At 68.4% G+C, this 22,597-nt stretch carries 24 protein-coding genes; 8 read left to right on the top strand and 16 right to left on the bottom strand.

All coding sequences use genetic code 11. The features are described from left to right. Positions 1 to 6: 6 nt before the first annotated feature. Together CFB41_RS16435 and dapF are read right to left on the bottom strand one after the other, a co-directional pair. The gene (locus CFB41_RS16435) at positions 7 to 735 is read right to left on the bottom strand and encodes a DUF484 family protein (protein WP_089441253.1); all 729 of its coding nucleotides are present in this window, start codon (positions 733 to 735) and stop codon (positions 7 to 9) included. 37 nt (positions 736 to 772) lie between these two features. Then, the gene (gene dapF / locus CFB41_RS16430; protein WP_089457103.1) at positions 773 to 1,642 is read right to left on the bottom strand and encodes a diaminopimelate epimerase; all 870 of its coding nucleotides are present in this window, start codon (positions 1,640 to 1,642) and stop codon (positions 773 to 775) included. A 384-nt stretch (positions 1,643 to 2,026) separates the two neighbouring features. Here dapF and CFB41_RS16425 point away from each other — a divergent pair, with 384 nt between their 5' ends. Further along, a complete protein-coding gene (locus tag CFB41_RS16425; protein WP_089457102.1) occupies positions 2,027 to 2,305 on the top strand; it encodes a type II toxin-antitoxin system RelE/ParE family toxin in 279 nt (92 codons plus the stop codon). Positions 2,306 to 2,318: 13 nt separating this feature from the next. Further along, positions 2,319 to 2,621 (top strand): HigA family addiction module antitoxin, encoded by a 303-nt coding sequence (locus tag CFB41_RS16420; protein ID WP_089457101.1) that lies wholly within the window; start codon positions 2,319 to 2,321, stop codon positions 2,619 to 2,621. 21 nt (positions 2,622 to 2,642) lie between these two features. Here CFB41_RS16420 and lpxL read toward each other — a convergent pair whose 3' ends face one another. Further along, positions 2,643 to 3,527: a lauroyl acyltransferase LpxL gene (lpxL, locus tag CFB41_RS16415; protein ID WP_089441251.1), complete on the bottom strand. Its 885-nt coding sequence runs from the start codon at positions 3,525 to 3,527 to the stop codon at positions 2,643 to 2,645. Positions 3,528 to 3,792: 265 nt separating this feature from the next. Between lpxL and metK the strand changes: the two genes are divergently transcribed. Then, positions 3,793 to 4,980, top strand: a complete 1,188-nt coding sequence (gene metK / locus CFB41_RS16410; RefSeq protein WP_039353866.1) for a methionine adenosyltransferase — start codon at positions 3,793 to 3,795, stop codon at positions 4,978 to 4,980. Positions 4,981 to 5,124: 144 nt separating this feature from the next. On the opposite strand, the gene CFB41_RS16405 is transcribed toward metK, so the two are convergent. Next, positions 5,125 to 5,466, bottom strand: coding sequence for a hypothetical protein (locus CFB41_RS16405; protein ID WP_089426563.1), 342 nt, complete (start codon positions 5,464 to 5,466; stop codon positions 5,125 to 5,127). A 352-nt stretch (positions 5,467 to 5,818) separates the two neighbouring features. On the opposite strand from CFB41_RS16405, the gene CFB41_RS16400 reads away from it, so the two are divergent. Beyond that, positions 5,819 to 6,592, top strand: coding sequence for a phytanoyl-CoA dioxygenase family protein (locus CFB41_RS16400; RefSeq protein WP_089457100.1), 774 nt, complete (start codon positions 5,819 to 5,821; stop codon positions 6,590 to 6,592). Positions 6,593 to 6,740: 148 nt separating this feature from the next. Here CFB41_RS16400 and CFB41_RS16395 read toward each other — a convergent pair whose 3' ends face one another. Then, positions 6,741 to 6,947: a DUF3185 family protein gene (locus tag CFB41_RS16395; protein ID WP_011353528.1), complete on the bottom strand. Its 207-nt coding sequence runs from the start codon at positions 6,945 to 6,947 to the stop codon at positions 6,741 to 6,743. A gap of 193 nt (positions 6,948 to 7,140) precedes the next feature. Between CFB41_RS16395 and mgrA the strand changes: the two genes are divergently transcribed. Then, entirely contained in the window at positions 7,141 to 8,184 is a 1,044-nt protein-coding gene (mgrA, locus tag CFB41_RS16390; protein WP_089457099.1) for an L-glyceraldehyde 3-phosphate reductase, read from the top strand. A 110-nt stretch (positions 8,185 to 8,294) separates the two neighbouring features. On the opposite strand, the gene CFB41_RS16385 is transcribed toward mgrA, so the two are convergent. The 3 genes from CFB41_RS16385 to CFB41_RS16375 all read right to left on the bottom strand — a co-directional run bounded on the left by CFB41_RS16385 (position 8,295) and on the right by CFB41_RS16375 (position 9,663). Then, entirely contained in the window at positions 8,295 to 8,480 is a 186-nt protein-coding gene (locus tag CFB41_RS16385; RefSeq protein ID WP_011353526.1) for a hypothetical protein, read from the bottom strand. Positions 8,481 to 8,545: 65 nt separating this feature from the next. Beyond that, complete coding sequence (locus CFB41_RS16380; protein ID WP_089441248.1) at positions 8,546 to 8,785, bottom strand: hypothetical protein; 240 nt, start codon at positions 8,783 to 8,785, stop codon at positions 8,546 to 8,548. Beyond that, positions 8,782 to 9,663, bottom strand: a complete 882-nt coding sequence (locus CFB41_RS16375; RefSeq protein WP_089457219.1) for a DMT family transporter — start codon at positions 9,661 to 9,663, stop codon at positions 8,782 to 8,784. The genes CFB41_RS16380 and CFB41_RS16375 overlap by 4 nt, the downstream gene beginning before the upstream one ends. Before the next feature lie 794 nt (positions 9,664 to 10,457). On the opposite strand from CFB41_RS16375, the gene CFB41_RS16365 reads away from it, so the two are divergent. Both CFB41_RS16365 and CFB41_RS16360 read left to right on the top strand, forming a co-directional pair. Then, positions 10,458 to 10,670 (top strand): hypothetical protein, encoded by a 213-nt coding sequence (locus CFB41_RS16365; RefSeq protein ID WP_011353523.1) that lies wholly within the window; start codon positions 10,458 to 10,460, stop codon positions 10,668 to 10,670. Between the two features lie 43 nt (positions 10,671 to 10,713). Then, entirely contained in the window at positions 10,714 to 11,736 is a 1,023-nt protein-coding gene (locus CFB41_RS16360; RefSeq protein ID WP_373453143.1) for a serine/threonine protein kinase, read from the top strand. A 79-nt stretch (positions 11,737 to 11,815) separates the two neighbouring features. On the opposite strand, the gene CFB41_RS16355 is transcribed toward CFB41_RS16360, so the two are convergent. Further along, positions 11,816 to 13,258 (bottom strand): coniferyl aldehyde dehydrogenase, encoded by a 1,443-nt coding sequence (locus CFB41_RS16355; RefSeq protein WP_089457097.1) that lies wholly within the window; start codon positions 13,256 to 13,258, stop codon positions 11,816 to 11,818. A 39-nt stretch (positions 13,259 to 13,297) separates the two neighbouring features. After that, positions 13,298 to 13,771, bottom strand: coding sequence for a hypothetical protein (locus CFB41_RS38165; protein WP_179250056.1), 474 nt, complete (start codon positions 13,769 to 13,771; stop codon positions 13,298 to 13,300). A 207-nt stretch (positions 13,772 to 13,978) separates the two neighbouring features. On the opposite strand from CFB41_RS38165, the gene CFB41_RS16345 reads away from it, so the two are divergent. Continuing rightward, the gene (locus CFB41_RS16345; protein ID WP_089457096.1) at positions 13,979 to 15,619 is read left to right on the top strand and encodes a GMC family oxidoreductase; all 1,641 of its coding nucleotides are present in this window, start codon (positions 13,979 to 13,981) and stop codon (positions 15,617 to 15,619) included. Positions 15,620 to 15,646: 27 nt separating this feature from the next. On the opposite strand, the gene CFB41_RS16340 is transcribed toward CFB41_RS16345, so the two are convergent. Genes CFB41_RS16340 through fliF form a run of 6 tightly spaced genes read right to left on the bottom strand, consistent with a single transcriptional unit; the run spans position 15,647 to position 22,478 of the window. Next, positions 15,647 to 17,005 carry a flagellar hook-length control protein FliK gene (locus tag CFB41_RS16340; protein ID WP_089457095.1) on the bottom strand — a complete coding sequence of 453 codons (1,359 nt, stop codon included), beginning with the start codon at positions 17,003 to 17,005 and terminating at the stop codon, positions 15,647 to 15,649. Between the two features lie 31 nt (positions 17,006 to 17,036). After that, a complete protein-coding gene (gene fliJ / locus CFB41_RS16335; protein WP_089441243.1) occupies positions 17,037 to 17,495 on the bottom strand; it encodes a flagellar export protein FliJ in 459 nt (152 codons plus the stop codon). 5 nt (positions 17,496 to 17,500) lie between these two features. Further along, positions 17,501 to 19,021 (bottom strand): flagellar protein export ATPase FliI, encoded by a 1,521-nt coding sequence (gene fliI / locus CFB41_RS16330; protein ID WP_373452735.1) that lies wholly within the window; start codon positions 19,019 to 19,021, stop codon positions 17,501 to 17,503. A 32-nt stretch (positions 19,022 to 19,053) separates the two neighbouring features. After that, the gene (fliH, locus tag CFB41_RS16325) at positions 19,054 to 19,737 is read right to left on the bottom strand and encodes a flagellar assembly protein FliH (RefSeq protein ID WP_089441241.1); all 684 of its coding nucleotides are present in this window, start codon (positions 19,735 to 19,737) and stop codon (positions 19,054 to 19,056) included. Next, on the bottom strand, positions 19,730 to 20,725 hold the full coding sequence (gene fliG, locus CFB41_RS16320) for a flagellar motor switch protein FliG (RefSeq protein WP_089441240.1): 996 nt from the start codon (positions 20,723 to 20,725) through the stop codon (positions 19,730 to 19,732). Before fliG ends, fliH begins: the two co-directional genes overlap by 8 nt. Continuing rightward, positions 20,715 to 22,478, bottom strand: a complete 1,764-nt coding sequence (gene fliF, locus CFB41_RS16315; RefSeq protein WP_089457093.1) for a flagellar basal-body MS-ring/collar protein FliF — start codon at positions 22,476 to 22,478, stop codon at positions 20,715 to 20,717. The genes fliG and fliF overlap by 11 nt, the downstream gene beginning before the upstream one ends. Positions 22,479 to 22,597: the final 119 nt, after the last annotated feature.

The raw sequence follows: 22,597 nt of genomic DNA, 5'->3' as shown, positions 1-22,597 counted from the left end.
GCAGGATCAGTGCGGCAGCAGGCGCGTGAGCGCGGCGCTCGCGAGCGTCGCGATCTGCGCGAGGAAGTCGGTGGCCATCCCGTCGTGGAAGCGGCGCGGGTCGGGCGAGCCGAGCACGAGCAGGCCGAACGCGGGCGCATCGTTGCCGGCGAGCGGCGCACGCAGCGCGAGCAGCGCGACCGATGCGGCCGAGCCGTCGCCGGCGGACGACGCGGCTTCCGCGCCTTCCGCCGCATGCGCGGCCGGGGCGGCGATCGCGGGCGCGAGCCACTGCGCGGCCTCGAAGCCCGTGTTCGCACCGCAGTACGGCGTCGACAGTCCGTTCGTGAACAGGCGCACTTCCTCGCCGACCTGGCGTGCGAAATCGGCCTGCGAGTAGGTGTCGGCGACATCCCACACGCGCAGCGCCGTCTGCGGCACGTCGAAGACTTCGGCGATGCCGTCGGCGATCGTGCGCGGCAGCGCGTACGGATCGCGTTCCGCGATCACGCGTGCGGTCCAGCGGCTGAACTTCGCGGACAGGCTGTCGTTCTCGTGGCCGTAGCGCACGAGCTCGGCGAGCCGGCGCTCGAGATGCTTGTTCTTGTCGCGCAGCATCTCCATCTGCCGCTCCTGCAGCGAGATCGCGGCCTTGCCGTGCGGGTTCGCGAGGCGGATCGTCGCGAGCAGTTCGGCGTGCTGCGCGAAGAATTCGGGGTTGGCGAGCAGGTAGTCGGCGACTTCGCGATCGTTCATGTGGCTGGGGCGTTCAGTTATCAAGGACGTTGCAGGGTCAGACGTTCAGGTCGATCTCGCCTTCGAACACGGTCGTGGCGGGGCCGGCCATCATCAGCGCGGCGGCTTCGTCGCGCGCGCCGTCCCAGCTGATCGTCAGCGTGCCGCCGTGCGTGTGCACGGTCACCGGCGAATCAAGCAGGCCGCGCCGGATGCCGGCCGCGACCGCCGCGCATGCGCCGGTGCCGCACGCGAGCGTCTCGCCCGCCGCGCGTTCGTACACGCGCAGCTTCACTTCGCTGCGCGACACGATCTGCATGAAACCGGCGTTCACGCGTTCAGGGAAGCGCGCGTGGTGCTCGATCAGCGGGCCTTCTTCGAGCACCGGATACGCTTCGGCATCGTCGACGACCTGCACCGCGTGCGGGTTGCCCATCGTCACCGTCGAGATCCAGCGCGTCGCACCGCCGACGTCGAGCGGCCACAACGTGTCGCGGCCCTCGGTGCGGCCGTCGAGGCCCGCTGCGTCGAACGGCACCTGCGCCGGCGTGAACACGGGCGCACCCATGTCGACGACGACTTCGCCGTTGTCCTGCATCGTCAGCGTGATCAGGCCCTTCATCACCTGCACGCGCACGCTGCGCTTGTCGGTCAGGCCGCGGTCGCTGACGAACTTCACGAAGCAGCGCGCGCCGTTGCCGCAGTGTTCGACCTCGCCGCCGTCGCAATTGAAGATCCGGTACTTGAAATCGACGCCGTCGACGGTCGGTTTTTCGACGAGCAGCAGCTGGTCGGCGCCGATGCCGAAGTGGCGGTTGGCGAGCGCACGCACCTGCGCTTCGGTGAGCGGCGGCAACGCGCGCGAATAGCCGTCGAGCACGACGAAGTCGTTGCCCGCGCCGTGCATCTTGGTGAACGAGAGTTTCACTGGGTCCGGATTTCCATGGCGAACAAGGCGGTCAGCGCGGCGCGCGTGACGCCGCGCCATGCCGGGCGGCCTCGTTCGTCGTGCTGATCTCAACCGCAAATGATACATGCAGCCGACAGGGGCGTCCCGCGCGGGCGGGGGGAGCGTGGGGGCGAAATGGGGTACATCTGCCGATCGGTCGACTGGTCGCGTGTGCGACAGGCGGGCAGATTGATGCGGTGTGACGGGCCTGTTGCGATGCCAGCAGGGTTCGGCGAAAACACGGGATGGCGCGGACGCGTACTTTCGTACAGGTCAAATTGACGAGGCAATCAAGCGATTCGTATAGTGTGGCTATACGCATGGGCCATGCTGTCGGCATCGCGACTCGAATCTGGGAGATCCATGATCAAGTCGTGGCAGCACAAGGGGCTGGAAGCGTTTTTCACGAACGGGAACAAGGCGGGCATCCGGCCCGACCATGCGCCAAGGTTACGGCGCCAGCTTGCACGTCTCGACTTCGCGAGCCGGCCGCTCGACATGAACGTGCCGGGCTGGCGGTTTCACAGCCTTGCCCGTGGACTGGACGGCCATTTCGCGGTGAGCGTGAGCAGCAACTGGCGTCTGACGCTCAGCTTCGAGGGTGCCGACGCTGTTATGGTCGATTACCAGGACTACCACTGAGGTGATTCAAGCGATGACTCGCATCTTCAATCCGCCGCATCCAGGCGAATCGCTGCGCGACGACGTTTTGCCGGCATTCGGCCTGACCGTCACCGAGGCCGCGGCGCAACTCGGCGTCACGCGTGCGGCGTTGTCGCGCATTCTGCATGGTCATGCGGGGATCTCGCCGGAAATGGCGTTGCGCATCGAGGCGTGGCTTGGCGAGGAAAACGGCGGTCGCGCGGATCTGTGGCTCGCCCAGCAATCCGCTTACGACTTGTGGCAGGCGCGCGCGAAAGGCGTGCCCAAGGTGGCGAGAGCGCGGGCACGCACGTGACCGCGCTCTCGTGAGCGTGGCTCAGTACAGGCTCGGCTCGCCGTTCGGACGCGTCTTGAAGCGCTTGTGAACCCAATAGTATTGCTCGGGCAGCAGCGGGATCTGCTCCTCGAGGAATGCGTTCATCCGCCGCGCGTCGAGATCGTCGTCGCCGGTCGGGTAGTGATCCCACGGCTTGAATACCTTCAGACGATAGCCCTTGTAGTTCGGCAGCACCTCGCCGATGAACGGCACGACCTGCGCGCGGCCCGTCTTCGCGAGCCGGCCGACCGCCGTCAGCGTGCAGGCGGGCACGCCGAAGAACGGCACGAACGTCGAATTGCGCAGCCCGTAGTCCATGTCGGCGCCGAGCATCACCGGCTTGCGGTCGCGCAGCCAGCGCAGCACGACGCGCGCGCTGTCCGCGCGGCCGACCATCTCGGCGTCGAAACGCCCGCGCGCCTTCTTCGCCTCTTCCTCGAGCACCGCGTTCGAGAACGGCTGGTAGAGCGACCCGCAGCGGCGATGCAGCGAACGGTTCAGCCAGATCGAGCCGGCCTCGATGCCGACGAAATGCAGGCCGAGGAACAGCGTCGGCGGCAGGTCCGGGTCGTCGAGGTCGACCGCGCTGTCGACCTGGATCAGCTTCGCGAGCTTTTTCTCCGAGCCGAACCACTGCACGCTGCGTTCGACGTAGCTGCGGATCGCATGGCGGAAATGCTTCCCGGCAATTTCCTCGCGGCGTTCGTCGCTCCAGTCAGGGAAGCAGAGTTTCAGATTGGTGTGTACGATGCGCTTTCGCCGGCTGGGGATCTTGTAGAGCAGCCAGCCGAGACCATCGCCGAACCGTGCGGTCAGGCCGTACGGCAACAGGGCGAGCAGTTTCAGCAAGCCAATGGCGAGGTGCGTGGCTAGACGACCTAGCATGCGAAACCTCCGTGGGACCGGCTGGCCGGCGCTTTGCGAACAGGGTGGTGAGACAGCGGAAGATGCAGCACGGGCGGCGCTCTGTGACAATTCAGGAAAGCCGCTATAATACGGGCTTCGCCGAGTTAACTGACAACTTGCGGGGCGAAGCCGGTTGGCGTCACACACGCTGCCCGGTCCTGGTAATCCGCTAAAGCGTCGCCGCTTCAGGCCCAACGAAGCTGGCTACGTGAAACCAACCGTAACCACACAGGAGCCTGAAAAAGTGGCAAACGATTATTTCTTCACGTCCGAATCCGTCTCTGAAGGCCATCCGGACAAAGTCGCGGACCAGATCTCGGACGCGATCCTCGATGCCATCCTCGAGCAGGACAAATATTCCCGCGTTGCGGCGGAAACGCTGTGCAACACGGGTCTCGTCGTTCTGGCCGGTGAAATCACCACGACGGCCAACATCGACTACATCCAGATCGCGCGCGATACGATCAAGCGCATCGGCTACGACAACACCGACTACGGCATCGACTACAAGGGTTGCGCGGTGCTCGTCGCGTACGACAAGCAGTCGCCGGACATCGCCCAGGGCGTCGATCGCGCACACGACGACAACCTCGACCAGGGCGCGGGCGACCAGGGTCTGATGTTCGGTTACGCGTGCGACGAAACGCCGGAACTGATGCCGCTGCCGATCTACCTGTCGCACCGCCTCGTCGAGCGCCAGGCCAGCCTGCGCCGCGACGGCCGCCTGCAATGGCTGCGCCCGGACGCGAAGTCGCAGGTGACGGTCCGCTACGTCGACGGCAAGCCCGATTCGATCGACACCGTCGTGCTGTCGACGCAGCACGCACCGGACATCGAGCTGCCGGCGCTGCGCGAAGCCGTGATCGAGGAAATCATCAAGCCGACGCTGCCGGCCGACCTGATCAAGGGCGACATCAAGTTCCTGGTGAACCCGACCGGCCGGTTCGTGATCGGTGGCCCGCAGGGCGACTGCGGCCTGACCGGCCGCAAGATCATCGTCGACACCTACGGCGGTGCCGCACCGCACGGCGGCGGCGCGTTCTCGGGCAAGGATCCGTCGAAGGTCGACCGTTCGGCTGCATACGCAGGCCGCTACGTCGCGAAGAACATCGTCGCCGCCGGCCTCGCGTCGCGCGCGCTGATCCAGGTGTCGTACGCGATCGGCGTGGCCGAGCCGACCTCGGTGATGGTCAACACGTTCGGCACGGGCCGCGTGTCGGATGCGGTGATCACGAAGCTCGTGCGCGAGCATTTCGACCTGCGTCCGAAGGGCATCATCAAGATGCTCGACCTGCTGCGCCCGATCTACGAGAAGACCGCTGCTTACGGCCACTTCGGCCGTGAAGAGCCGGAGTTCTCGTGGGAAGCGACCGACAAGGCGCTCGCCCTGGCCGAAGCGGCCGGCGTCGAGCCGACGGCACGCGTCGCGTAAGCGTCGTTCGCCTCAAATGAAAACCCCGGCAGAGCCGGGTTTTTTTTATGCGTTCCGATCGCCGCGGCAATCGGGTAACGGCGTGGGCAACGGCGCGGGCGGCGGCGCGACGTCGATCGTCGCGCGGTGCCCGCCGGCGTACGCTCAGCGCGCGCCGAACCCGAACCAGCCGTTGCTGGCCGCGAGGCGGCGCGGGCGGTTGACGCGGCGCTGCGGGCCGAGCGTGCGGCGCAGCGCGAGCGCGCGCAGCGACGACGGCTTCTGCAGCAGCGAGCGCAGGCCGGCACGGCGCGAGAACGCCTGCGTGCTCATCATCGAGAAAAATGCGTGGAACCACGCACGGATACCGTCCAGCCGGCTATGTGCGGGCGTACGCTCGGCCAGCGCCTGCGTGCGTGCGCGGTGATGGCGCAGCGAGCGGGCAGGAGCGGGCGGCACAACGCGCTTTGCAGCGCGGCTGAGACGGGAAGTCAGACGGAATGGCATGTGAACGATGCTTCGCTTGTATGGATGGCGCCCTTGGGAGCGCACTGGTATGAACGGCCTCGGAGTGCGCAACGGATCTTACCGAAACTCGTTGCGCGCCGCGCCCGCCAGAATTGACAGGCCGCGACAGGCTACAGGGGATTCATGACGGGCAAAAGTCGCGATAAACCCTTGTGCCACAACGCGTGTGCCGCATACCGCCTGTCGCTGAGGCCAGCGCCGCGCCGCACAGTTCCCTTGAGCCGGATCAAATTCGCGATTGGCATGCCCCTGCGTACGACAATGGTGCTGTTCGCGGCATCCGGCGCCGATTTACAATCGTCACATTCACACAATAAACGTCTGGCATCCCATGTCGTCTCCATTGCAGTCGGAATCGATCCGCGCGCAAGTCGCGGAATTGCGCGAGCGCGGCTTCGTCGTCGCGCGTGGCCTCGTCAGCGACGAGCAGTGCGCGGCGCTCAGGCAGGTTGCGGAGCGCCAGTTGCGGGAGGCGGCCGAGCCGATCGAGTTCGAGGCGGACCTGCGCTATCCGGGCGCGCCCGAGTCCAAGCATGCGCCGGGTGGGCATACGGTGCGGCGGCTGCTCGACGCGTACTCGCGTGATCCGGCCTTCGCGGAGCGCGCGATCGCCCCCGAAATCGGCGCGTGGATGCGCGAGTATTTCGGCGAAGAGCCGGTGCTGTCGCGCGCGCATCACAACTGCATGATGACCAAGCATCCCGCGTACGGCAGCCTGACCGGCTGGCATCGCGATTTCCGCTACTGGTCGTTCGAGCGTCCGGACATGGTGTCGGTGTGGCTCGCGCTCGGCCCGGAAACGAACGAGAACGGCGCACTGTGGCTCGTACCGGGGTCGCATACGGCCGAATTCGGGCCCGAAGCGTTCGACGATGCGAAGTTCTTCCGCAGCGACCTGCCGGAGAACCGGAAGATGATCGATGCGGCGACGTGCCCGTCGCTGCAGACGGGCGACGTGGTGTTCTTCCACTGCAACACGCTGCATTCGGCCGGGCAGAACCGTTCCGACCAGGTGAAGTTCTCGCTCGTGTACACGTATCACGGCGCGAGCAACCGGCCGGTGCCCGGCACGCGCTCGGCATCGAAATCGGAAGTGCCGTTCTAGGCGCGCAGCGGGCGGCCTTCAAGGCCGCGGCGATGGCGCGATGCCGCGCATCGCGGGTGCATGGAACAACGGGCGGCCTGGCCGCCCGTTTCGTTTGGCGCGGCCCGAACGTATGACGCGGGCCGTGCGTGCATCGCGCGGCTGGCGCTCAGCGCTTGCCGCCCGGCATCGCGAGGCCGATCAGGCCGATGAACGATGCGACGGCGCCGCCCACGATCAGCAGGATCGTCTTCGTCGCGGGCGAACCGGTGAAGAAGCGCGACACGTTGTCGTTGATCGAATGGAACGACTGGCCGCCGAAATACAGCAGCACGACGCCGCCGACGAGCAGCGCAACCGAGATGACCCGGGACATACCAACCTCGCTGAAACGGTGATTCGAGACGCCGCAGTGTAGGCGACGGCCGCGGCCGCGTCCATCGTCGCGCCGTCGAGCGCGTTCCGGCCGCTTTCGCTACCATAGTCGTCGTATGACTCCTTCGCCGCCGCCGCGCCGCACGCGCGGCCGGCGCGCGTCCCTTCTCCCGATGTCCTGACGGAACCGACTCATGGCCTACGAAGCAGCTTCCGAACGTTATGCAGACATGCAATACCGCACCTGCGGCAAATCCGGGCTCAAACTGCCCGCGCTGTCGCTCGGCCTGTGGCACAACTTCGGCGACACGACGCCGATCTCGACGCAGCGCGACATCCTGCGCACCGCGTTCGACCTCGGCATCAACCACTTCGACCTCGCGAACAACTACGGGCCGCCGTACGGCAGCGCGGAGACCAACTTCGGCCGGCTGCTGAAGGAAGATTTCCGGCCGTATCGCGACGAGCTGCTGATTTCGACCAAGGCCGGCTGGGACATGTGGCCGGGGCCGTACGGCAGCGGCGGCGGGTCGCGCAAGTACGTGCTCGCGAGCCTCGACCAGAGCCTGCAGCGGATGGGGCTCGACTACGTCGACATCTTCTATTCGCACCGCTTCGACGCGCACACGCCGCTCGAGGAAACGGCGGGCGCGCTCGCGTCGGCCGTGCAGCAGGGCAAGGCGCTCTACATCGGCATTTCGTCGTACTCGGCGGCGAAGACGCGCGAGATGGCCGAGCTGCTCGCGCAGTACAAGGTGCCGCTGCTGATCCACCAGCCGTCGTACAACCTGCTGAACCGCTGGGTCGAAACCGAACTGCTCGGCACGCTCGACGAGATCGGCACGGGCAGCATTGCGTTCACGCCGCTCGCGCAGGGGCTGCTCACGTCGAAGTACCTGAATGGCGTGCCGGCCGACGCGCGCGTGAACAAGCCGGGCGGCGGCTCGCTGAAGCAGGATCACCTGAGCGAGGACAACCTCGACCATGTGCGCAAGCTCAACGCGATCGCCGAACGGCGCGGGCAGAGCCTCGCGCAGATGGCGCTCGCCTGGGTGTTGCGCAACGGCCGCGTGACGTCCGCGCTGATCGGCGCGAGCCGCGCGGAGCAGGTGCGTGAAAACGTCGGTGCGCTGAAGAACCTCGACTTCTCGGCGGAAGAGCTCGCGGAGATCGATCGTTACGCGACGGAAGGCGGCATCAATCTGTGGGAAAAGCCGTCCACCGATCAGGCGATCTGACCGGAAGTCGATACGGCATGCGAAACATCGCGTGCCGTATCAATGGCTTGCGCGCAGCACATTACATCGCTGCAGTGCAGCGATGCACGTCACGCACGGGTAGTGCGCCGCTAGATCAGCGCAGGCAGGCCTTCGACGAGCAATACCGCGACGCCGACGCCGAGGATGACGCCCAGCACGCGCAGCAGGTTGTGGCGGAATTCGGTTGCGCACGGCACCGCGCCGAGAAATAGCGCTCCGGCCAGCGCCATCGGGATCAACAGGATGAAGTCGCCGATCGTGAAGTAGGTCGTCATGCGTGTCTCCAAGGTCGACCGGAGCGGGCACGTGCGCGCTGGCTCCGGCCCCATGCCGGGTGTTTCTAGTCTTGGTCCGGCCCGATTGCGAGCGGGGCGGTCAATTCGAGTATAGGCAACCGGCAGCGCTTTTCGCTATCCGAACCATTAAAAATCAGCGGAAAGCCCCGCGAATCGCGCATATTTCCCGCAAGTTCGACGAACGCCTTGCGCGTATCTTTCTCGCGCCTTTCGATTGTTGCGGATTCTTCGTATGTTCCGGTGCGTGCCGCCGCATTCGCGAGCGCGGCGGCACGCCCGCTCATGCGCGCTCGGGCTGCACGCGGGCGGCCGGCGCGCGGAACACGAGCGCGAGCCCCGCGATGATCGCGCCCATGCCGGCGAGCGCGAGCGGCTCGGGCCGGTTGCCGAGCCACGCGGCATCCATCAGCGTGGTGACGACGGGCACGAGATAGAACAGGCTCGTCACGTTGACGAGATCGCCGCGCTGCATCAACCGGTAGAACAGCAGCTGCGCGATCACCGAAATCACGATGCCGAGCCACAGCAGCGGGATCACGAAGGCCCAGCTCACGTCGAACGACACCGGCCGGAACGGCACGATCGCCACGCACAGCGCGAGGCCGATCGCATTCTGCAGCGGCAGCACGTCGGCGGGCGCCGCACGGACGCGTTTTTGCAGCAGCGAGCCGGCGGTCAGCGCGACGAGCGCGGTGAGCGCGCACGCGATGCCTGCGAGTGACAGGCTGCCGTCTCCGGTGCCGCGGAACACGACGAGCGCGAGGCCGGCCAGCGACAGCGCGAGCCCCGCGATGCGCACGGGTTGCCAGCGCCGCTCGACGATCGCGAGCGTGAGGATCGGCTGCACGCCGAGGATCGTCGCGAGCACGCCCGGCGCGATCCCGCGTTCGAGCGCGAGCAGGTAGAAGATCGAATAGCCGCCCATCATCAGCAAGCCGGTCAGCGCGGCCATGCGCCGCTCGCCGCGCGGCGGCAGCCAGCGCTTGCGCAGGAACGCCAGCCCGAGCAGCACGAGCGATGCCAGTGCGAAACGTGCGGTGAGAAAGACGAACGCGGACGCGTGACGCAGCCCGAGTTCAGCGAAGATCGCGCCGCTGCTCCACAGCAGCACGAAGAGCGACGTCGCGCCATGCGCGGCGAGCGCGCGTTTGAACGAAACCATGTGAATCCACCTGTCGAACGGATCGGAATGTTCCATCCGCGCGCGCAGCAGCACGCCGTGCGTCACGACACACGAATGCGAGCCCGCGGGCGAATGGAAGACGAAACGAAAAGCCGGCTGGTCAGCCGGCGCGTGCCGCCGGAGGGGGCGGCGCGGCGCCGACGAGCGGCGGTGCGACAGGAGGAGGAAGGACCGACGGATGCGCGCACGCCTGCGGCCGCGAGTCGAACTGCGGCCGGGATTTTGCGAGGGCGGACGTGAACGGGTGCATCGTGTCGGAATGCGCTTGAACGCGAATGAGCATCAAAGGTAACGCAACGACGGCATCGGATGCAACACATGTCGGTGACGCATCGCATGGCGAAGGTCCGAGGGCGATGCGTGAGCAGGCGTTGCCGTGCGGGCTGCGTTCGAGGCAGGGGGAAGGTGATGACGGCGTCGCGTGATTCGGCAACCGCAGTCACGCGAAATTGCCGGGTGACCCGACACCGGATTCACGGCGCACGCGGGGCGTCGGTCACGTACGCGCCGCGGTGATGCCGGGGATTCGGCGGGCAGTCACATTCGACAGGGTATGATGGGGGTAACCGGGCGGGCAAGCGTCTACCCCGGCGCAGTGGTTGATTGGAGACATTCGACGAATTCGCGGCACTTCGCCTGCTTCTTCTTCTTTTCGTGCTTCGATAAACCGTGAACAATGGGATCACGCGCAACGCTCCGACGAGAGCGCGCGGATCGTGCATTTGCCGGCCCCCAGCGGGCCGGGTTTCAAGATTCAAGAGTGGGGAACCATCATGCATGTCGGGTCGATTGTCTGCACTACCCATATCGCGGTGCCGAAGGGCGCGCGCGGCATCGTCCAACGCGTCCTGGGCGACATGGCCATGGTGACCTGGTACGCGGGCGTACCGGGCGAGTCCAAGGAACTCAACACCGAGCCGTTCTTTCTCGAGGACCTGATCGATACCGGCGAATCGGTACTGCCGGCCGGCGCAGCGCTTCACTAACGGGCGCTCGTCTTTCAGTCCGGCTGACGGCACAATGCGGGGCATGAAAGACGTCACTTCCGCTCCCGCTTCTCCCGCCGGCCCGCCGTTTGCCGGACTCACGCCCGAGTGCGTGCTCGACGCGCTCGACAGCGTGCTGATACCGGCCGGCCTGCGCACCGACGGGCGCCTGCTCGCGCTCAACAGCTACGAAAACCGCGTCTATCAGGTCGGTATCGAAGACGGCCCGCCGGTCGTCGCGAAGTTCTACCGTCCGGCGCGCTGGTCGGACGAAGCGATCCTCGAAGAGCACGCGTTCGTCGCCGAACTCGCCGCGCGCGAGATTCCGGCGGTGCCCGCGCGCACCTTCGACGGCCGCACGCTGCACGCGTTCGACGGCTTCCGCTTCTCGATCTTCGAGCGGCGCGGCGGCCGCGCGCCCGATCTCGATCGCAGCGACACGCTCGAATGGCTCGGCCGCTTCATCGGCCGGATCCATGCGGTCGGCGCGACGCAGCCGTATGTCGCGCGCCCCGTGCTCGACATCACGACGTTCGGCTATGAGCCGCGCGACTACCTGCTCGCACACGATTTCATTCCGGACGACGTGCGGCCCGCTTACGAGACGGCCGTGAACCTCGCGCTCGAAGGCGTCGAGGCCGCGTTCGAGCGGGCGGGCGAGATCCGCCTGCTGCGCACGCACGGCGACTGTCATCCGAGCAACGTGCTGTGGACCGATGCCGGCCCGCACTTCGTCGACTTCGACGACAGCCGGATGGCGCCCGCGATCCAGGATCTATGGCTGCTGCTGCCGGGCGATCGCGAAGGCGCGTCGCGCGCGCTGGCGGACCTGCTGGCCGGCTATGAGGACTTCTGCGAATTCGAGCCGCGCGAGCTGCATCTCGTCGAAGCGCTGCGCACGCTGCGGCTGATCCACTACGCCGCATGGCTCGCGCGGCGCTGGGACGATCCCGCGTTTCCGGCCGCGTTCCCGTGGTTCAACACGCATCGTTACTGGGAAGCGCGCGTGCTCGAGTTGCGCGAGCAGATCGGCGCGATGCAGGAAGGGCCGCTCTGGCCCGTGTGACGGCGCGCGCGGCACCCTCGCCGCGCGGCATGCCTGCGCGGGCCGCGGCGCGATGCGCGCGGCCCGTTTTCCGTTTCGCCTAGAACTTCAGCATCAGCTTGATCAGTGCGGCGAAGCGCTTGCCGTACGGCGGCGCGAGCAGGTTGCGCGCGTTCAGGCGCGCCTGCGTGAGCACCGGCTTCATCTTCGAGAACGTCACGAAGCCGTCGTAGCCGTGATAGGCGCCCATGCCGCTCGCCCCGACCCCACCGAACGGCAAACTGCCGCATGCGATGTGCATCAGCGTTTCGTTGACCGTGACGCCGCCCGAGATCGTTTCGCGCATCACGCGGTCGATCGTGCCGCCGTCCTCGTCGAACAGGTAGAGCGCGAGCGGACGCGGGCGTGCATTCACGTAGGCGATCGCTTCGTCGAGCCGTTCGTACGGCACGAGCGGCAGCAGCGGCCCGAAGATTTCCTCCTGCATCAGTTGCGACGCGGCCGGCACCTGTGTGACCGCGCACGGCACGAAGCGGCGCGAGGCGGGATCGGATTGCGCGTCGGACAGCGGATGCAGTTGCGCGCCGGCCGCCTGCGCGTCGCTCGCGAGCTGCTGCAGCCGCGCGTAGTGGCGCGGCGACACGATCGTCGTGTAGTCGCCGTTGGCGGACAGGTCGGGATACATCTTCGCGAACCGGGCGCGCGCGCGCTCGATGAACGCGGCTTCCATCCCGCGCGGCAGCAGCACGTAGTCGGGCGCGATGCAGGTCTGGCCCGCGTTCAGCGTCTTGCCCGCGACGATCGCGTCGACGGCCGCATCGAAGCGCGCGTTCGGGCCGACGATCGCCGGCGACTTGCCGCCAAGTTCGAGCGTGACGGGCGTGAGGTTGTCGGCGGCCGCGCGCATCACGTGGCGGCCGACGTGCGTCGAGCCGGTGAACAGCAGGTGATCGAACGGCAGCCCGCTGAACGCGGCGCCGACTTCCGCATCGCCGTTCACGACCGCGACGTGGTCGCGCGTGAAGGTCTTCGCAATGAGCTGCTCGAACAGCGCCGACGTGCGCGGCGTCAGTTCGGACATCTTGATGATCGCGCGGTTGCCGGCCGCGAGCGCGCAGATCAGCGGGCCGGCCGCGAGCAGCACCGGGTAGTTCCACGGCGCGATGATGCCGACCACGCCGAGCGGCTGCGGAATCACTTTCGCGCGCGCCGGGCGCAACCACTTGTTCATCGGCTTGCGGATCGGCTTCGTCCAGCGCTTGCCGTGCTTGAGCGCGTCGTCGATCTCTTCCTTCGCCATCCAGATTTCCGACAGCAGCACCTCCTGCTTCGCGCGATGACCGAAATCGGCGCTGATCGCTTCGGCGAGGGCATCCGCATGGTCGATCAGCATCGTGCGCAGCGCACGCAGGTGCTGCACGCGCGTTTCCCATGCCGGATACGGCGCGCGCAGGTAGGCTGCGCGCTGGTCGCGCAGCAGCGCCGTCAGCGCATCCACCGACGGCAGGGCTTGCGGGGCCAGTTCGGGCAGGTCGTTCTTCATGTCGTCTCCTCCAGTTGGGCCAGGCGGGTCGGCCGGCCGTCACGCCGCGTGCGCACGCTCGGCGAGCGCGGCGACGCGGATCGGGGTGGTGCGGGTCGCGCGGCGCGGGGCCGGATGCGACGTGTGCTCGAAAACCGGTTGAAGCGTGCAGCGGGCGTCGCATCCGCGCGACGGTGTGTGCATCCGGAAACTGCTTTGTGGCGCATGCGTGTGCGGCGCGATGTGACTGCCGACAGGCACGCGTCGCGGCGCCGTGAGCGTCTGCCGGCGCACCGAAGCGGGGCAGCACGACAGGTCAGTCAAATCGTGCCGCCGCGCATCGTGCCGCTGCGGCCAGCAACCATCCAAACGGTCGGCGACGACGCGTGCCGTTCGATTTCGATCGACCGCGCGCATGACGCCAAGCATCGCCGCGCGAGCTGCCGTTTGAAATGAAATACGGGCTGCGCGCATCGCATCCGGGCCACCCGGTCGACACGCGGCCTGCAGAACCTGGCGCTGCATCGTCGTCACTCCCGTTTCGCGACGGATCGGCTTCTCGTGGCCGGCGCGTCGCGCCAAGCGAATCGATACATCTTAAATTTAGTTCACGCGAGCGTTTAGAGGAATCGCTCTTGAATACGCGTGCCGCGCGCGCGACGGCCATTCCTACAATGCCCGAACATTACAAGAGGGGACGCGGTCGCTTGGCGGCCTTCCATGACACGACGGAGACGTGACATGCAATACGACTACATCATCGTCGGCGGCGGTTCGGGCGGCTCGAGCCTGGCAGGCCGTCTCGCCGATGCCTGCCCCGATGCGACGATCGCGCTGATCGAGGCCGGCTCGCATACGGAGCGCAACCTGCTCGTCAACATGCCCGTCGGCATCGCGGCGCTGGTGCCGTTCAAGCTCGGCACGAACTACGGCTACGAGACGGTGCCGCAGCCGGGCCTCGGCGGGCGGCGCGGCTACCAGCCGCGCGGGCGCGGGATGGGCGGCTCGAGCGCGATCAACGCGATGATCTACACGCGCGGCCATCCGGGCGACTACGACGAATGGGCGCAGCTCGGCGCGACCGGCTGGGGCTGGCAGGACGTGCTGCCGTATTTCCGCCGCGCGGAAGGCAACCAACGCGGCGCCGATGCGTGGCACGGTGCGGACGGCCCGCTCACGGTGTCGGACCTGCGCTTTCGCAATCCGTTCTCCGAACGATTCATCCAGGCCGCGCACGCGGCCGGCTATCCGCTGAACGACGACTTCAACGGCGCGACGCAGGAAGGCGTCGGCTTCTACCAGGTCACGCACCGCGACGGCTCGCGCTGCAGCGTCGCCCGCGCGTATATCTACGGCCGCAACCAGCCGAACTTGCATGTGATCACCGATGCGACGGTGCTGCGCGTCACGTTCGACGGCAAGCGCGCGGCCGGCGTCGCGGTCGCGCGCAACGGGCGCGTCGAGACGCTCGACGCGCGCGCGGAAGTGATCCTGTCGGCCGGCGCGTTCAATTCGCCGCAACTGCTGATGTGCTCGGGGATCGGCCCGGCGGAGCAACTGCGCCGGCACGGGATCGCGGTCGTGCAGGATGCGCCGGACGTCGGCACGAACCTGATCGACCATATCGATTTCATCATCAATACGCGCGTGAATTCATCGGAACTGGTCGGCGTGTGCCTGCGCGGGATCGCGAAGATGACGCCCGCGCTCGCGCGCTATTTCTCGAGCCGCACCGGGATGATGACGAGCAACGTCGCGGAGGCCGGCGGCTTCATCAAGAGCGACCCGTCGCTCGAGCGTCCCGACCTGCAGCTGCATTTCTGCACGGCGCTCGTGGACGACCACAACCGCAAGATGCACTGGGGTTTCGGCTATTCGCTGCACGTGTGTGCGCTGCGGCCGTTCAGCCGCGGCACGGTGGCGCTCGCGAGCGGCGATGCGCGCGACGCACCGCTGATCGATCCGCGCTTCTTCAGCGATACGCGCGATCTCGACCTGCTCGTGCGCGGCACGCAGGCGATGCGCAAGATCCTGTCGCAGGCACCGCTCGCGTCGCAGGGCGGGCGCGAGCTGTACACGCGGGCCGACCAGAGCGAAGCGGAACTGCGCAAGACGATCGTCGAGCATGCCGACACGATCTACCACCCGGTCGGCACCTGCCGGATGGGCTCGGATGCGCGCGCGGTCGTCGATCCGCAACTGCGCGTGCGCGGCGTCGACGGGTTGCGCGTGGTGGATGCATCGGTGATGCCGACGCTGGTCGGCGGGAATACGAATGCGCCGTCGGTGATGATCGGCGAACGCGCGGCGGATTTCATCGTCGCCACGCGCAAGGGCGCGGTGCCGCGCGGCGAGGCAGCCGCGGCGGTGCACGGCCGCTGAGCGGCGCGCGCACGGCGGCGGCCATGCTCAGGCAAACGTATCGACGAGGCCGGCGCGGCTCATGCTCGCGGCGGCTGGTGCGGATTGCGCAGCGCCGACCGGTGCCTCGCCGGCTGACGATCCGCCGCTCCCGCGCCGCGACGACTGGCCGCCGGCGAAGGATTGTTGCGGGTTCTGCTGCTGCGAGGCGAAGCCGCCGTCGCTGACGGTCGCGCTGCCGAGCCCGAGCCCGCCCGCTTCCATCGCTTCGCGCAGCTTCGGCAGCGCGGCTTCGACCGCTTCGCGCACCTGCGCGTGCTGCGACACGAACAACGCGTGCGCGTTGTTGTCGGCGACGCGCAGTACGACCTGCAGCGGCCCGAGATCGGCCGGATTGAGCGTCAGTTCGGCGCTCTGCTGGTGTGCATTCGACAGGAACACGACCTTCTGGCTCAGCGCGTCCGTCCAGTCCGGCGTGCTGATGTGCGGCGCGAGTACGTGCGCGTTCGCGGCGGCGATCGCCCCCGCCGCCGGTGACAACTGCAGGTTCGCCTGGGCCGCGGCCGCAGCCGTGGCGCCGGCCGCGAGGGTCGCGCTGGCGGCCGGGTCCGCCGCGTCGCTGGCTGCCGCGAGCGCGTGCTGCTCGCCCGACTGCGCGTTCGCGTTGGCCTGCAGCGCCTGCGCGGTGGCTTGCGCCGGCGTTTGCTGGGTGGCGAGCGCGCCCTTCGCGTCGGCGAGCGTGCGGTCGAAGGTCGGCACCTTCGGTGTCAGCGGCGGGGGGGCGCCGGTCGATGCGGTCGCGGCGGGTGCGGCGGGTGCGGACGCCGTCGTACCGGCTGCGGGCATCGCGATCGCGCCCGCGCCGCCCGTCAGCTTGGCGAGGGCCTCCTGCAGCACGTCGCGGCTCGTCGCCGGTGCGGCCTGGGTGGCCGCGGTAACGTCCTTGGCCGCGTGATCCGTCAGCGTGGCCGTGGCATCGGGTTGGCCGGACACGGCCGTCTTTTGCGCAGCGGCCGCGGCGGCAGCCGCGTCGGCCGGCATCGCGTTGTCCGTGCGCGCCTGCAGTTGCGCCTGCACGGCCGCAGCCGCCGCGAGCGCGGCGGCGTCGGGGTTCGTGGCGGCGTTCGTGGTCGTATCGTCGGTCGTGTCGTCGTCTGCGGCGGCGGACGGCTTCGTGCCGGCGGTCGGCTTCGTCGAAGCCTGTTGCGTCGACGCGTCCGGGACGCCGGCATTCGACGCATCGCGACGCGTGGCGACGCTTTGCTTCAGCGTCTGCGCGAACGGCACGGCGGTCGTCGCGGTCGCGGCATCGTTGCCGGCGGCGCTGGACGCACCCGCGCCGCGGGCGGCCTTGAGTGCGGTGCCGGCGGTGTCGAGCAGCGCGCCGAGCAGGGGCAGGGGAGGCATGTCGGTTCTCTCGTTCGAATGCGGTGGTCGGTTACGACGAACGGGCCGCGTCGGCCCGCATGCGCAGGATCTTCGCGGCGTGTTCGTCGGCGTCGCGCTGTTCGCGCCGGGCGTCCCGCTTCGCTTCCTGCGCGACGCCGCGCGCCTGCAGGATTTCGAACGAGCCGACGGTGCGTTTCTTGTTTTGCCAGTTCGGGCGGGCTTCGTCGATACGGATTTCGGCCGCGGCCAGCACGTTGCGCTGCTGCGCGATCGCGGCGTCGAGCGTATCGATGAACGCCTGGAAATTGCGCCAGTTGCCGGCCGGCATCCCGTGCTGCGCGGATTGCGAGAAGCGCGCGTGGTATTCGTCGCGATAGCGCAGCAGCGCGTCGAGCTGCTCGGCGGCCGCGGTGCGGTCGCGCTGCGCGGTGCCGAGCTGCTTCGTCGCGGAATCGAGATCTTCCTGCGCGCGGTCGAGCAGCAACTGAAGGGGAAAGCCGTGTGCCATCGGGATCAGCCTCCGTAAGCGTCGAACAGTGCATCGAGCCCGGCGAGGCTCGACGCGAACGGCGCGCATTCGCGAAAGCCCTGCTGCAGGAACGCCTCGATGCGCGGATAGAGCGCGATCGCGCGGTCGAGCTGCGCGTCGCGGCCGGGCGCGTACGCGCCGACCGCGATCAGGTCGCGATTGCGCTGGTAGCGCGACAGCATCTGCTTGAACTGCCGGACATGGTCGAGGTGCGTTTCGTCGATCAGCGCGGTCATCGCGCGGCTGATCGACGCCTCGATGTCGATCGCCGGATAGTGGCCGGCCTCGGCGAGCGCGCGTGACAGCACGACGTGGCCGTCGAGGATCGCGCGCGCCGAATCGGCGATCGGGTCCTGCTGGTCGTCGCCTTCGGTCAGCACCGTGTAGAACGCGGTGATCGAGCCGCCGCCCTCCGGCCCGTTGCCGGTGCGCTCGACGAGCGCGGGCAGCTTCGCGAACACCGACGGCGGGTAGCCCTTCGTCGCGGGCGGCTCGCCGATCGCCAGCGCGATCTCGCGCTGCGCCATCGCATAGCGCGTGAGCGAATCCATCAGCAGCAGCACGTGCTTGCCCTGGTCGCGGAAATACTCGGCGAGCGACGTCGCGTAGGCCGCGCCCTGCATCCGCAGCAGCGGCGACACATCGGCCGGCGCCGCGACGACGACCGAGCGCGCGAGCCCGTCCTCGCCGAGGATCTGTTCGATGAATTCCTTCACTTCGCGGCCGCGTTCGCCGATCAACCCGATCACGATCACTTCCGCGCTCGTGTAGCGCGCCATCGTGCCGAGCAGCACCGACTTGCCGACACCGGAGCCCGCGAACAGGCCCATCCGCTGCCCGCGGCCGACGGTGAGCAGCGCGTTGATCGCGCGCACGCCGACGTCGAGCACGTGGTGGATCGGTTCGCGCTCGAGCGGGTTGATCGACGGCGCCGACAGCGGCGCGTCGACCTTCGACGCGAGCGGGCCGAGGCCGTCGAGCGGGCGGCCCGACGCGTCGACGACGCGCCCGAGCATTTCCCAGCCGACCGGCAGCCGCTTCGCGCCCGCGAGCGGATCGGCGACGGGCGCGCTTTCGCGCGGCCACACGCGTGCGCCGGGCAGCACGCCCGCGACGTCGGTGGTCGGCATCAGGAACAGGCGATCGCCGGCGAAGCCGACGACTTCCGCTTCCGCGTGCGGCAGCGTGCTGCCGGGCGGCAGTTCGATCGTGCATTCGGCGCCGACCGACAGGCGCAGCCCGATCGCTTCCAGCACGAGGCCGGCCGCGCGCGTCAGGCGCCCGCAGGGCCGCAGCGGCAGCGCGCGCTGGCTGCGCGCGGCGAGCCCGTTCAAATGGGTGCGCCAGTGCGCGAGATGCGGGTTGTGCGGTGCGCGCGGCGCGGCGTCGGACGTATCGGCCGCTGCCGCGGTGGCGTGCGGGGTGGTGGGTGCGGTGTCCAGCGCGGCGTTGTGCGCGTCCGGGCCGAACGACGCGAGCGCGAGTTCGCGCTCCAGCGGCGTCATGCCGTCGTGCGCGAGCGCCTCGGGCGGCCGCGTCACCACGTGCTCACCTTGCCGATCGCGGCGGCGACGCGCTGCCAGCGCGTGGGCAGCGTCGCGTCGACCTCGCCGGTCGCGGCGTGCGCACGGCAGCCGCCGCGCTCGATCGACGCGTCGGTGCGCACGTTCCAGCCGAGCGCATCGAGATCGTCCTGCAGATAGGCTTCGACGACGGGCAGGTCGGCCGGATTCACCGCGAGATGCGGCGCGCCGGACAGCGCGGGCTCGGCCGCGAGCACGTCGCGCACGGCGGCCACCAGCGCGGCCGGGTCGTGCTTCACGTGCTGGCGCACGACCTGCTGCGCGATGTCGAGCGCGAGCTGCGCGATGTCGGCGGCCAGATCGTGCTCGACGGTCGACACGGCCTCGCGGAACGACGCGGCGAGCGCCGCGAGCTGCGCGGCCTGTTCACGCGCGTCGGCCTGGCCGGCCTCGAAACCCTGTTCGCGGCCCTGCTCGAAACCGGCCTGGTAGCCGAGCGCCTGGCCTTCGACATGGCCGGCCGCATGGCCTTCGGCGTGCGCGGCGTCGCGCACGCGCTGCAGTTCCTCGGCGAGCGCGGCGGCGGCCGCCGCCGCGTCGTCGGGCGGCGGCGGGGGCGGCGGCGGGTCGAACGACGCCATCTCCCACCGCTGGTAGGCGGTGAGGGTGCCCGCGCGATCGCTCGCCGAATCAGACATACGCGTCTTCCGCCTTGCCGCCGATCGCGATCGCGCCGCTCTCGGCCAGGTTGCGCACGATCTGCAGGATGCGGCGCTGCTGCGTCTCGACGTCGGACACGCGCACCGGGCCGCGCGCGTCGAGATCCTCGGCGAGCAGTTCGGCCGCGCGCTGCGACATGTTCGCGAGGAACTTCTGGCGCAGTGCCGGCGGCGCACCCTTCAGCGCGATGATCAGCGTTTCCGACTCGACTTCCTTGAGCACCATCTGGATCGCGCGATCCTCGAGGTCGAGCAGGTTCTCGAACACGAACATCTGGTCGATGATCTTCTGCGCGAGTTCGGCGTCGTACTGGCGCACGCTCTCGAGCACGCCTTCCTCATGCACGCTCGTCATGAAGTTCAGGATCTCGGCCGCGGTGCGGATGCCGCCCATCGGGCTGCGCTTCAGGTTGTCGCTGCCGGACAGCAGGCCCGTCAGCACGTCGTCTAGCTCGCGCAGCGCGGCCGGCTGGATGCCGTCGAGCGTCGCGATCCGCAGGATCACGTCGTTACGCAGCCGCTCGGTGAAGCACGACGCGATTTCCGACGCCTGGTCGCGGTCGAGGTGCACGAGGATCGTCGCGATGATCTGCGGATGCTCGTTCTTGATCAGTTCGGCCACCGCGGCCGAATCCATCCACTTCAGGCCCTCGATGCCGCTCGTGTCGCTGCCCTGCAGGATGCGGTCGATCAGCACGCCGGCCTTGTCCTCGCCGAGCGCCTTGGTCAGCACCGAGCGGATGTAGTCGCTCGAATCGAGCGACAGCGCGGTGTGCTGCTCCGCTTCCTTCGCGAAATCGTGCAGCACGTCCTCGACCTGCTCGCGCGTGACGTTCTTCAGCGCGGCCATCGCGGCGCCGATCTTCTGGACCTCGCGCGGCGCGAGGAACTTGAATACCTGCGCGGCCTCTTCCTCGCCGATCGACATCAGCAGGAGCGCGCTCTTGGTCAAGCCTTCAGCGTTCATCGGACACCCAGTTCTTCACGACGGTGGCGACGATCTTCGGATCCTGGCGGGCGATCGTGCGCGCGTAGTCGAGGTTGCGTTCGTAACGGTTCTTCTCGCTCTCGAACCCGAGCAGCAGCGAATCGGGTTCCTCGGCCTTCTCCGGCGCCGGCAGGCCGTCGAGCGCGACCGGATCCTCAGGTGCCGCGAGCGCCGGCGCGACCGGCTCGGGCGGCGGGAACGCGCGGCGCATCGCCGGGCGCACGAACATGAAGTAGAGCGCCGCGGCGGCGGCCGCGATGCCGAGCCACTTCGCCGCTTCCTTCGCCATCTCGATCATGTCCGGCTGGCGCCACCACGGCAGGTCGGCGTACGGGTCGCTCGCGGTCGAGAACGCGCTGTTCACGACGTTCACCGAGTCGCCGCGCTTCGCGTCGTAGCCCATCGCATCCTTCACGAGCTGTTCGACCTGCGCGAGCTTCGCGGGCGGCAGCGGCTGCATCGTCACGTGGCCCTTCGCATCGGCGACCGGCTGGTAGTTGACGACGACCGCGACCGACAGCCGCTTCACGCTGCCCATCGGCTGTTCGAGATGGCGGATCGTCTTGTCGAGCTCGTAGTTGGTCGTCTGGTCCTTGCGGTCGCTCACCGGCGTCGTCTGCGGTGCGTTCGCGCCGTTGCCGGCGACGATCGGCGCGGACGCCGGCTGCGGCGGCGTGTTCGACAGCGCGCCCGGCACGCCCGATGCGCCGCCCTGCGCGAGTTCGGTCGAGCTGCTGGTCTGCTGGCTGCGGATCGCGGATTGCTGCGGATTGCCGTTCGGGCCGTAGCTTTCCGACGTCTGCTCGAGCTTCGAGAAATCGAGGTCCGCGCTGACCTGCGAGCGCGCGTTGCCCGCGCCGAAGATCGGCGCGAGGATCGCGTCGATGCGCTTCTGCGTGTTGTGCTCGACCTGCTGCACGTACTTGAGCTGGCTCGCGTCGAGGCCCGATGCCGATGCGGTCTGGGTCAGCAGGTTGCCGTCCTGGTCGACGATCGTCACGTTCTTCGCGGGCATGTCGGGCACGCCGGACGACACCATCCGCGTGATGGCCTGGACCTGGCCCTCGTCGAGCACGCGGCCCGGGTAGAGGTCGACGAATACCGACGCGCTCGGCGCTTCCTTGTCGCGCACGAACACCGACGGCTTCGGGATCGCGAGATGCACGCGTGCGCCACGCACGGCGTTGATCGATTCGATGGTGCGCTGCAGCTCGCCTTCGAGCGCGCGCTGGTAGTTGATCTGCTCGGCGAACTGGCTGATGCCGAATTTCTGGTTGTCCATCAGCTCGAAGCCGACCGAGCCGCCCTTCGGCAGCCCCATCGCGGCGAGCTTCAGGCGCGTTTCATGCACCTGGTTCGACGGCACGAGGATCGCGCCGCCGGCATCGGCGAACTTGTAGGGAACGTTTGCCTGCTGGAGCGCGGCAATGATCGCGCCGCCGTCGCGATCCGACAGGTTGCTGTACAGCACGCGGTAGTCGGGCGCGCGGCTCCACAGCACGAGCGCGGTGATGACGGCGACCGCGAATGCGACGGCGATCAGGAACGGCAGCTTCGGGTTGCCCTTCATCCGCGAGATGCCGGGGATGCGTTCCGCGAAGCCGCCAAGCCCGAAGTCCGCGCCTGTGCCACCCACGCCCGGCAACGCGGCGGCCGCGGCGGCGCCTGGCGCCGGGCTGGCGAGGCCCGCGCGGGCGTCTGGGTTGATCAGCGAGTTGGCCTGCGAATCCATGCGTCGAGTTTCTCCGGAGCGGGACGACTGAGCTCGCTCGGACGAGCGGGCGGACAATGACACGATGCGATTATCGTGACCCGGGCGGCACTCCGATCGACCGAAAAGAGCGGGGTTTC

Source organism: Burkholderia sp. AU33803, from assembly GCF_002223095.1.
Taxonomy (GTDB): Bacteria; Pseudomonadota; Gammaproteobacteria; order Burkholderiales; family Burkholderiaceae; genus Burkholderia.
Note: the sequence above shows the minus strand (reverse complement) of the source record. Positions and strands in the feature narration are given on the sequence as shown.

What these genes read in the sequence shown, in the direction of transcription:
- CFB41_RS16435 (WP_089441253.1), bottom strand. Translation starts at nt 735, where the DNA reads ATGAACGATCGCGAAGTCGCCGACTACCTGCTCGCCAACCCCGAATTC.
- CFB41_RS16425 (WP_089457102.1), top strand. Translation starts at nt 2,027, where the DNA reads ATGATCAAGTCGTGGCAGCACAAGGGGCTGGAAGCGTTTTTCACGAAC.
- CFB41_RS16420 (WP_089457101.1), top strand. Translation starts at nt 2,319, where the DNA reads ATGACTCGCATCTTCAATCCGCCGCATCCAGGCGAATCGCTGCGCGAC.
- lpxL (WP_089441251.1), bottom strand. Translation starts at nt 3,527, where the DNA reads ATGCTAGGTCGTCTAGCCACGCACCTCGCCATTGGCTTGCTGAAACTG.
- CFB41_RS16405 (WP_089426563.1), bottom strand. Translation starts at nt 5,466, where the DNA reads ATGCCATTCCGTCTGACTTCCCGTCTCAGCCGCGCTGCAAAGCGCGTT.
- CFB41_RS16400 (WP_089457100.1), top strand. Translation starts at nt 5,819, where the DNA reads ATGTCGTCTCCATTGCAGTCGGAATCGATCCGCGCGCAAGTCGCGGAA.
- CFB41_RS16395 (WP_011353528.1), bottom strand. Translation starts at nt 6,947, where the DNA reads ATGTCCCGGGTCATCTCGGTTGCGCTGCTCGTCGGCGGCGTCGTGCTG.
- mgrA (WP_089457099.1), top strand. Translation starts at nt 7,141, where the DNA reads ATGGCCTACGAAGCAGCTTCCGAACGTTATGCAGACATGCAATACCGC.
- CFB41_RS16385 (WP_011353526.1), bottom strand. Translation starts at nt 8,480, where the DNA reads ATGACGACCTACTTCACGATCGGCGACTTCATCCTGTTGATCCCGATG.
- CFB41_RS16380 (WP_089441248.1), bottom strand. Translation starts at nt 8,785, where the DNA reads ATGAGCGGGCGTGCCGCCGCGCTCGCGAATGCGGCGGCACGCACCGGA.
- CFB41_RS16375 (WP_089457219.1), bottom strand. Translation starts at nt 9,663, where the DNA reads ATGGTTTCGTTCAAACGCGCGCTCGCCGCGCATGGCGCGACGTCGCTC.
- CFB41_RS16365 (WP_011353523.1), top strand. Translation starts at nt 10,458, where the DNA reads ATGCATGTCGGGTCGATTGTCTGCACTACCCATATCGCGGTGCCGAAG.
- CFB41_RS16360 (WP_373453143.1), top strand. Translation starts at nt 10,714, where the DNA reads ATGAAAGACGTCACTTCCGCTCCCGCTTCTCCCGCCGGCCCGCCGTTT.
- CFB41_RS16355 (WP_089457097.1), bottom strand. Translation starts at nt 13,258, where the DNA reads ATGAAGAACGACCTGCCCGAACTGGCCCCGCAAGCCCTGCCGTCGGTG.
- CFB41_RS16345 (WP_089457096.1), top strand. Translation starts at nt 13,979, where the DNA reads ATGCAATACGACTACATCATCGTCGGCGGCGGTTCGGGCGGCTCGAGC.
- CFB41_RS16340 (WP_089457095.1), bottom strand. Translation starts at nt 17,005, where the DNA reads ATGCCTCCCCTGCCCCTGCTCGGCGCGCTGCTCGACACCGCCGGCACC.
- fliJ (WP_089441243.1), bottom strand. Translation starts at nt 17,495, where the DNA reads ATGGCACACGGCTTTCCCCTTCAGTTGCTGCTCGACCGCGCGCAGGAA.
- fliI (WP_373452735.1), bottom strand. Translation starts at nt 19,021, where the DNA reads ATGACGCCGCTGGAGCGCGAACTCGCGCTCGCGTCGTTCGGCCCGGAC.
- fliH (WP_089441241.1), bottom strand. Translation starts at nt 19,737, where the DNA reads ATGTCTGATTCGGCGAGCGATCGCGCGGGCACCCTCACCGCCTACCAG.
- fliG (WP_089441240.1), bottom strand. Translation starts at nt 20,725, where the DNA reads ATGAACGCTGAAGGCTTGACCAAGAGCGCGCTCCTGCTGATGTCGATC.
- fliF (WP_089457093.1), bottom strand. Translation starts at nt 22,478, where the DNA reads ATGGATTCGCAGGCCAACTCGCTGATCAACCCAGACGCCCGCGCGGGC.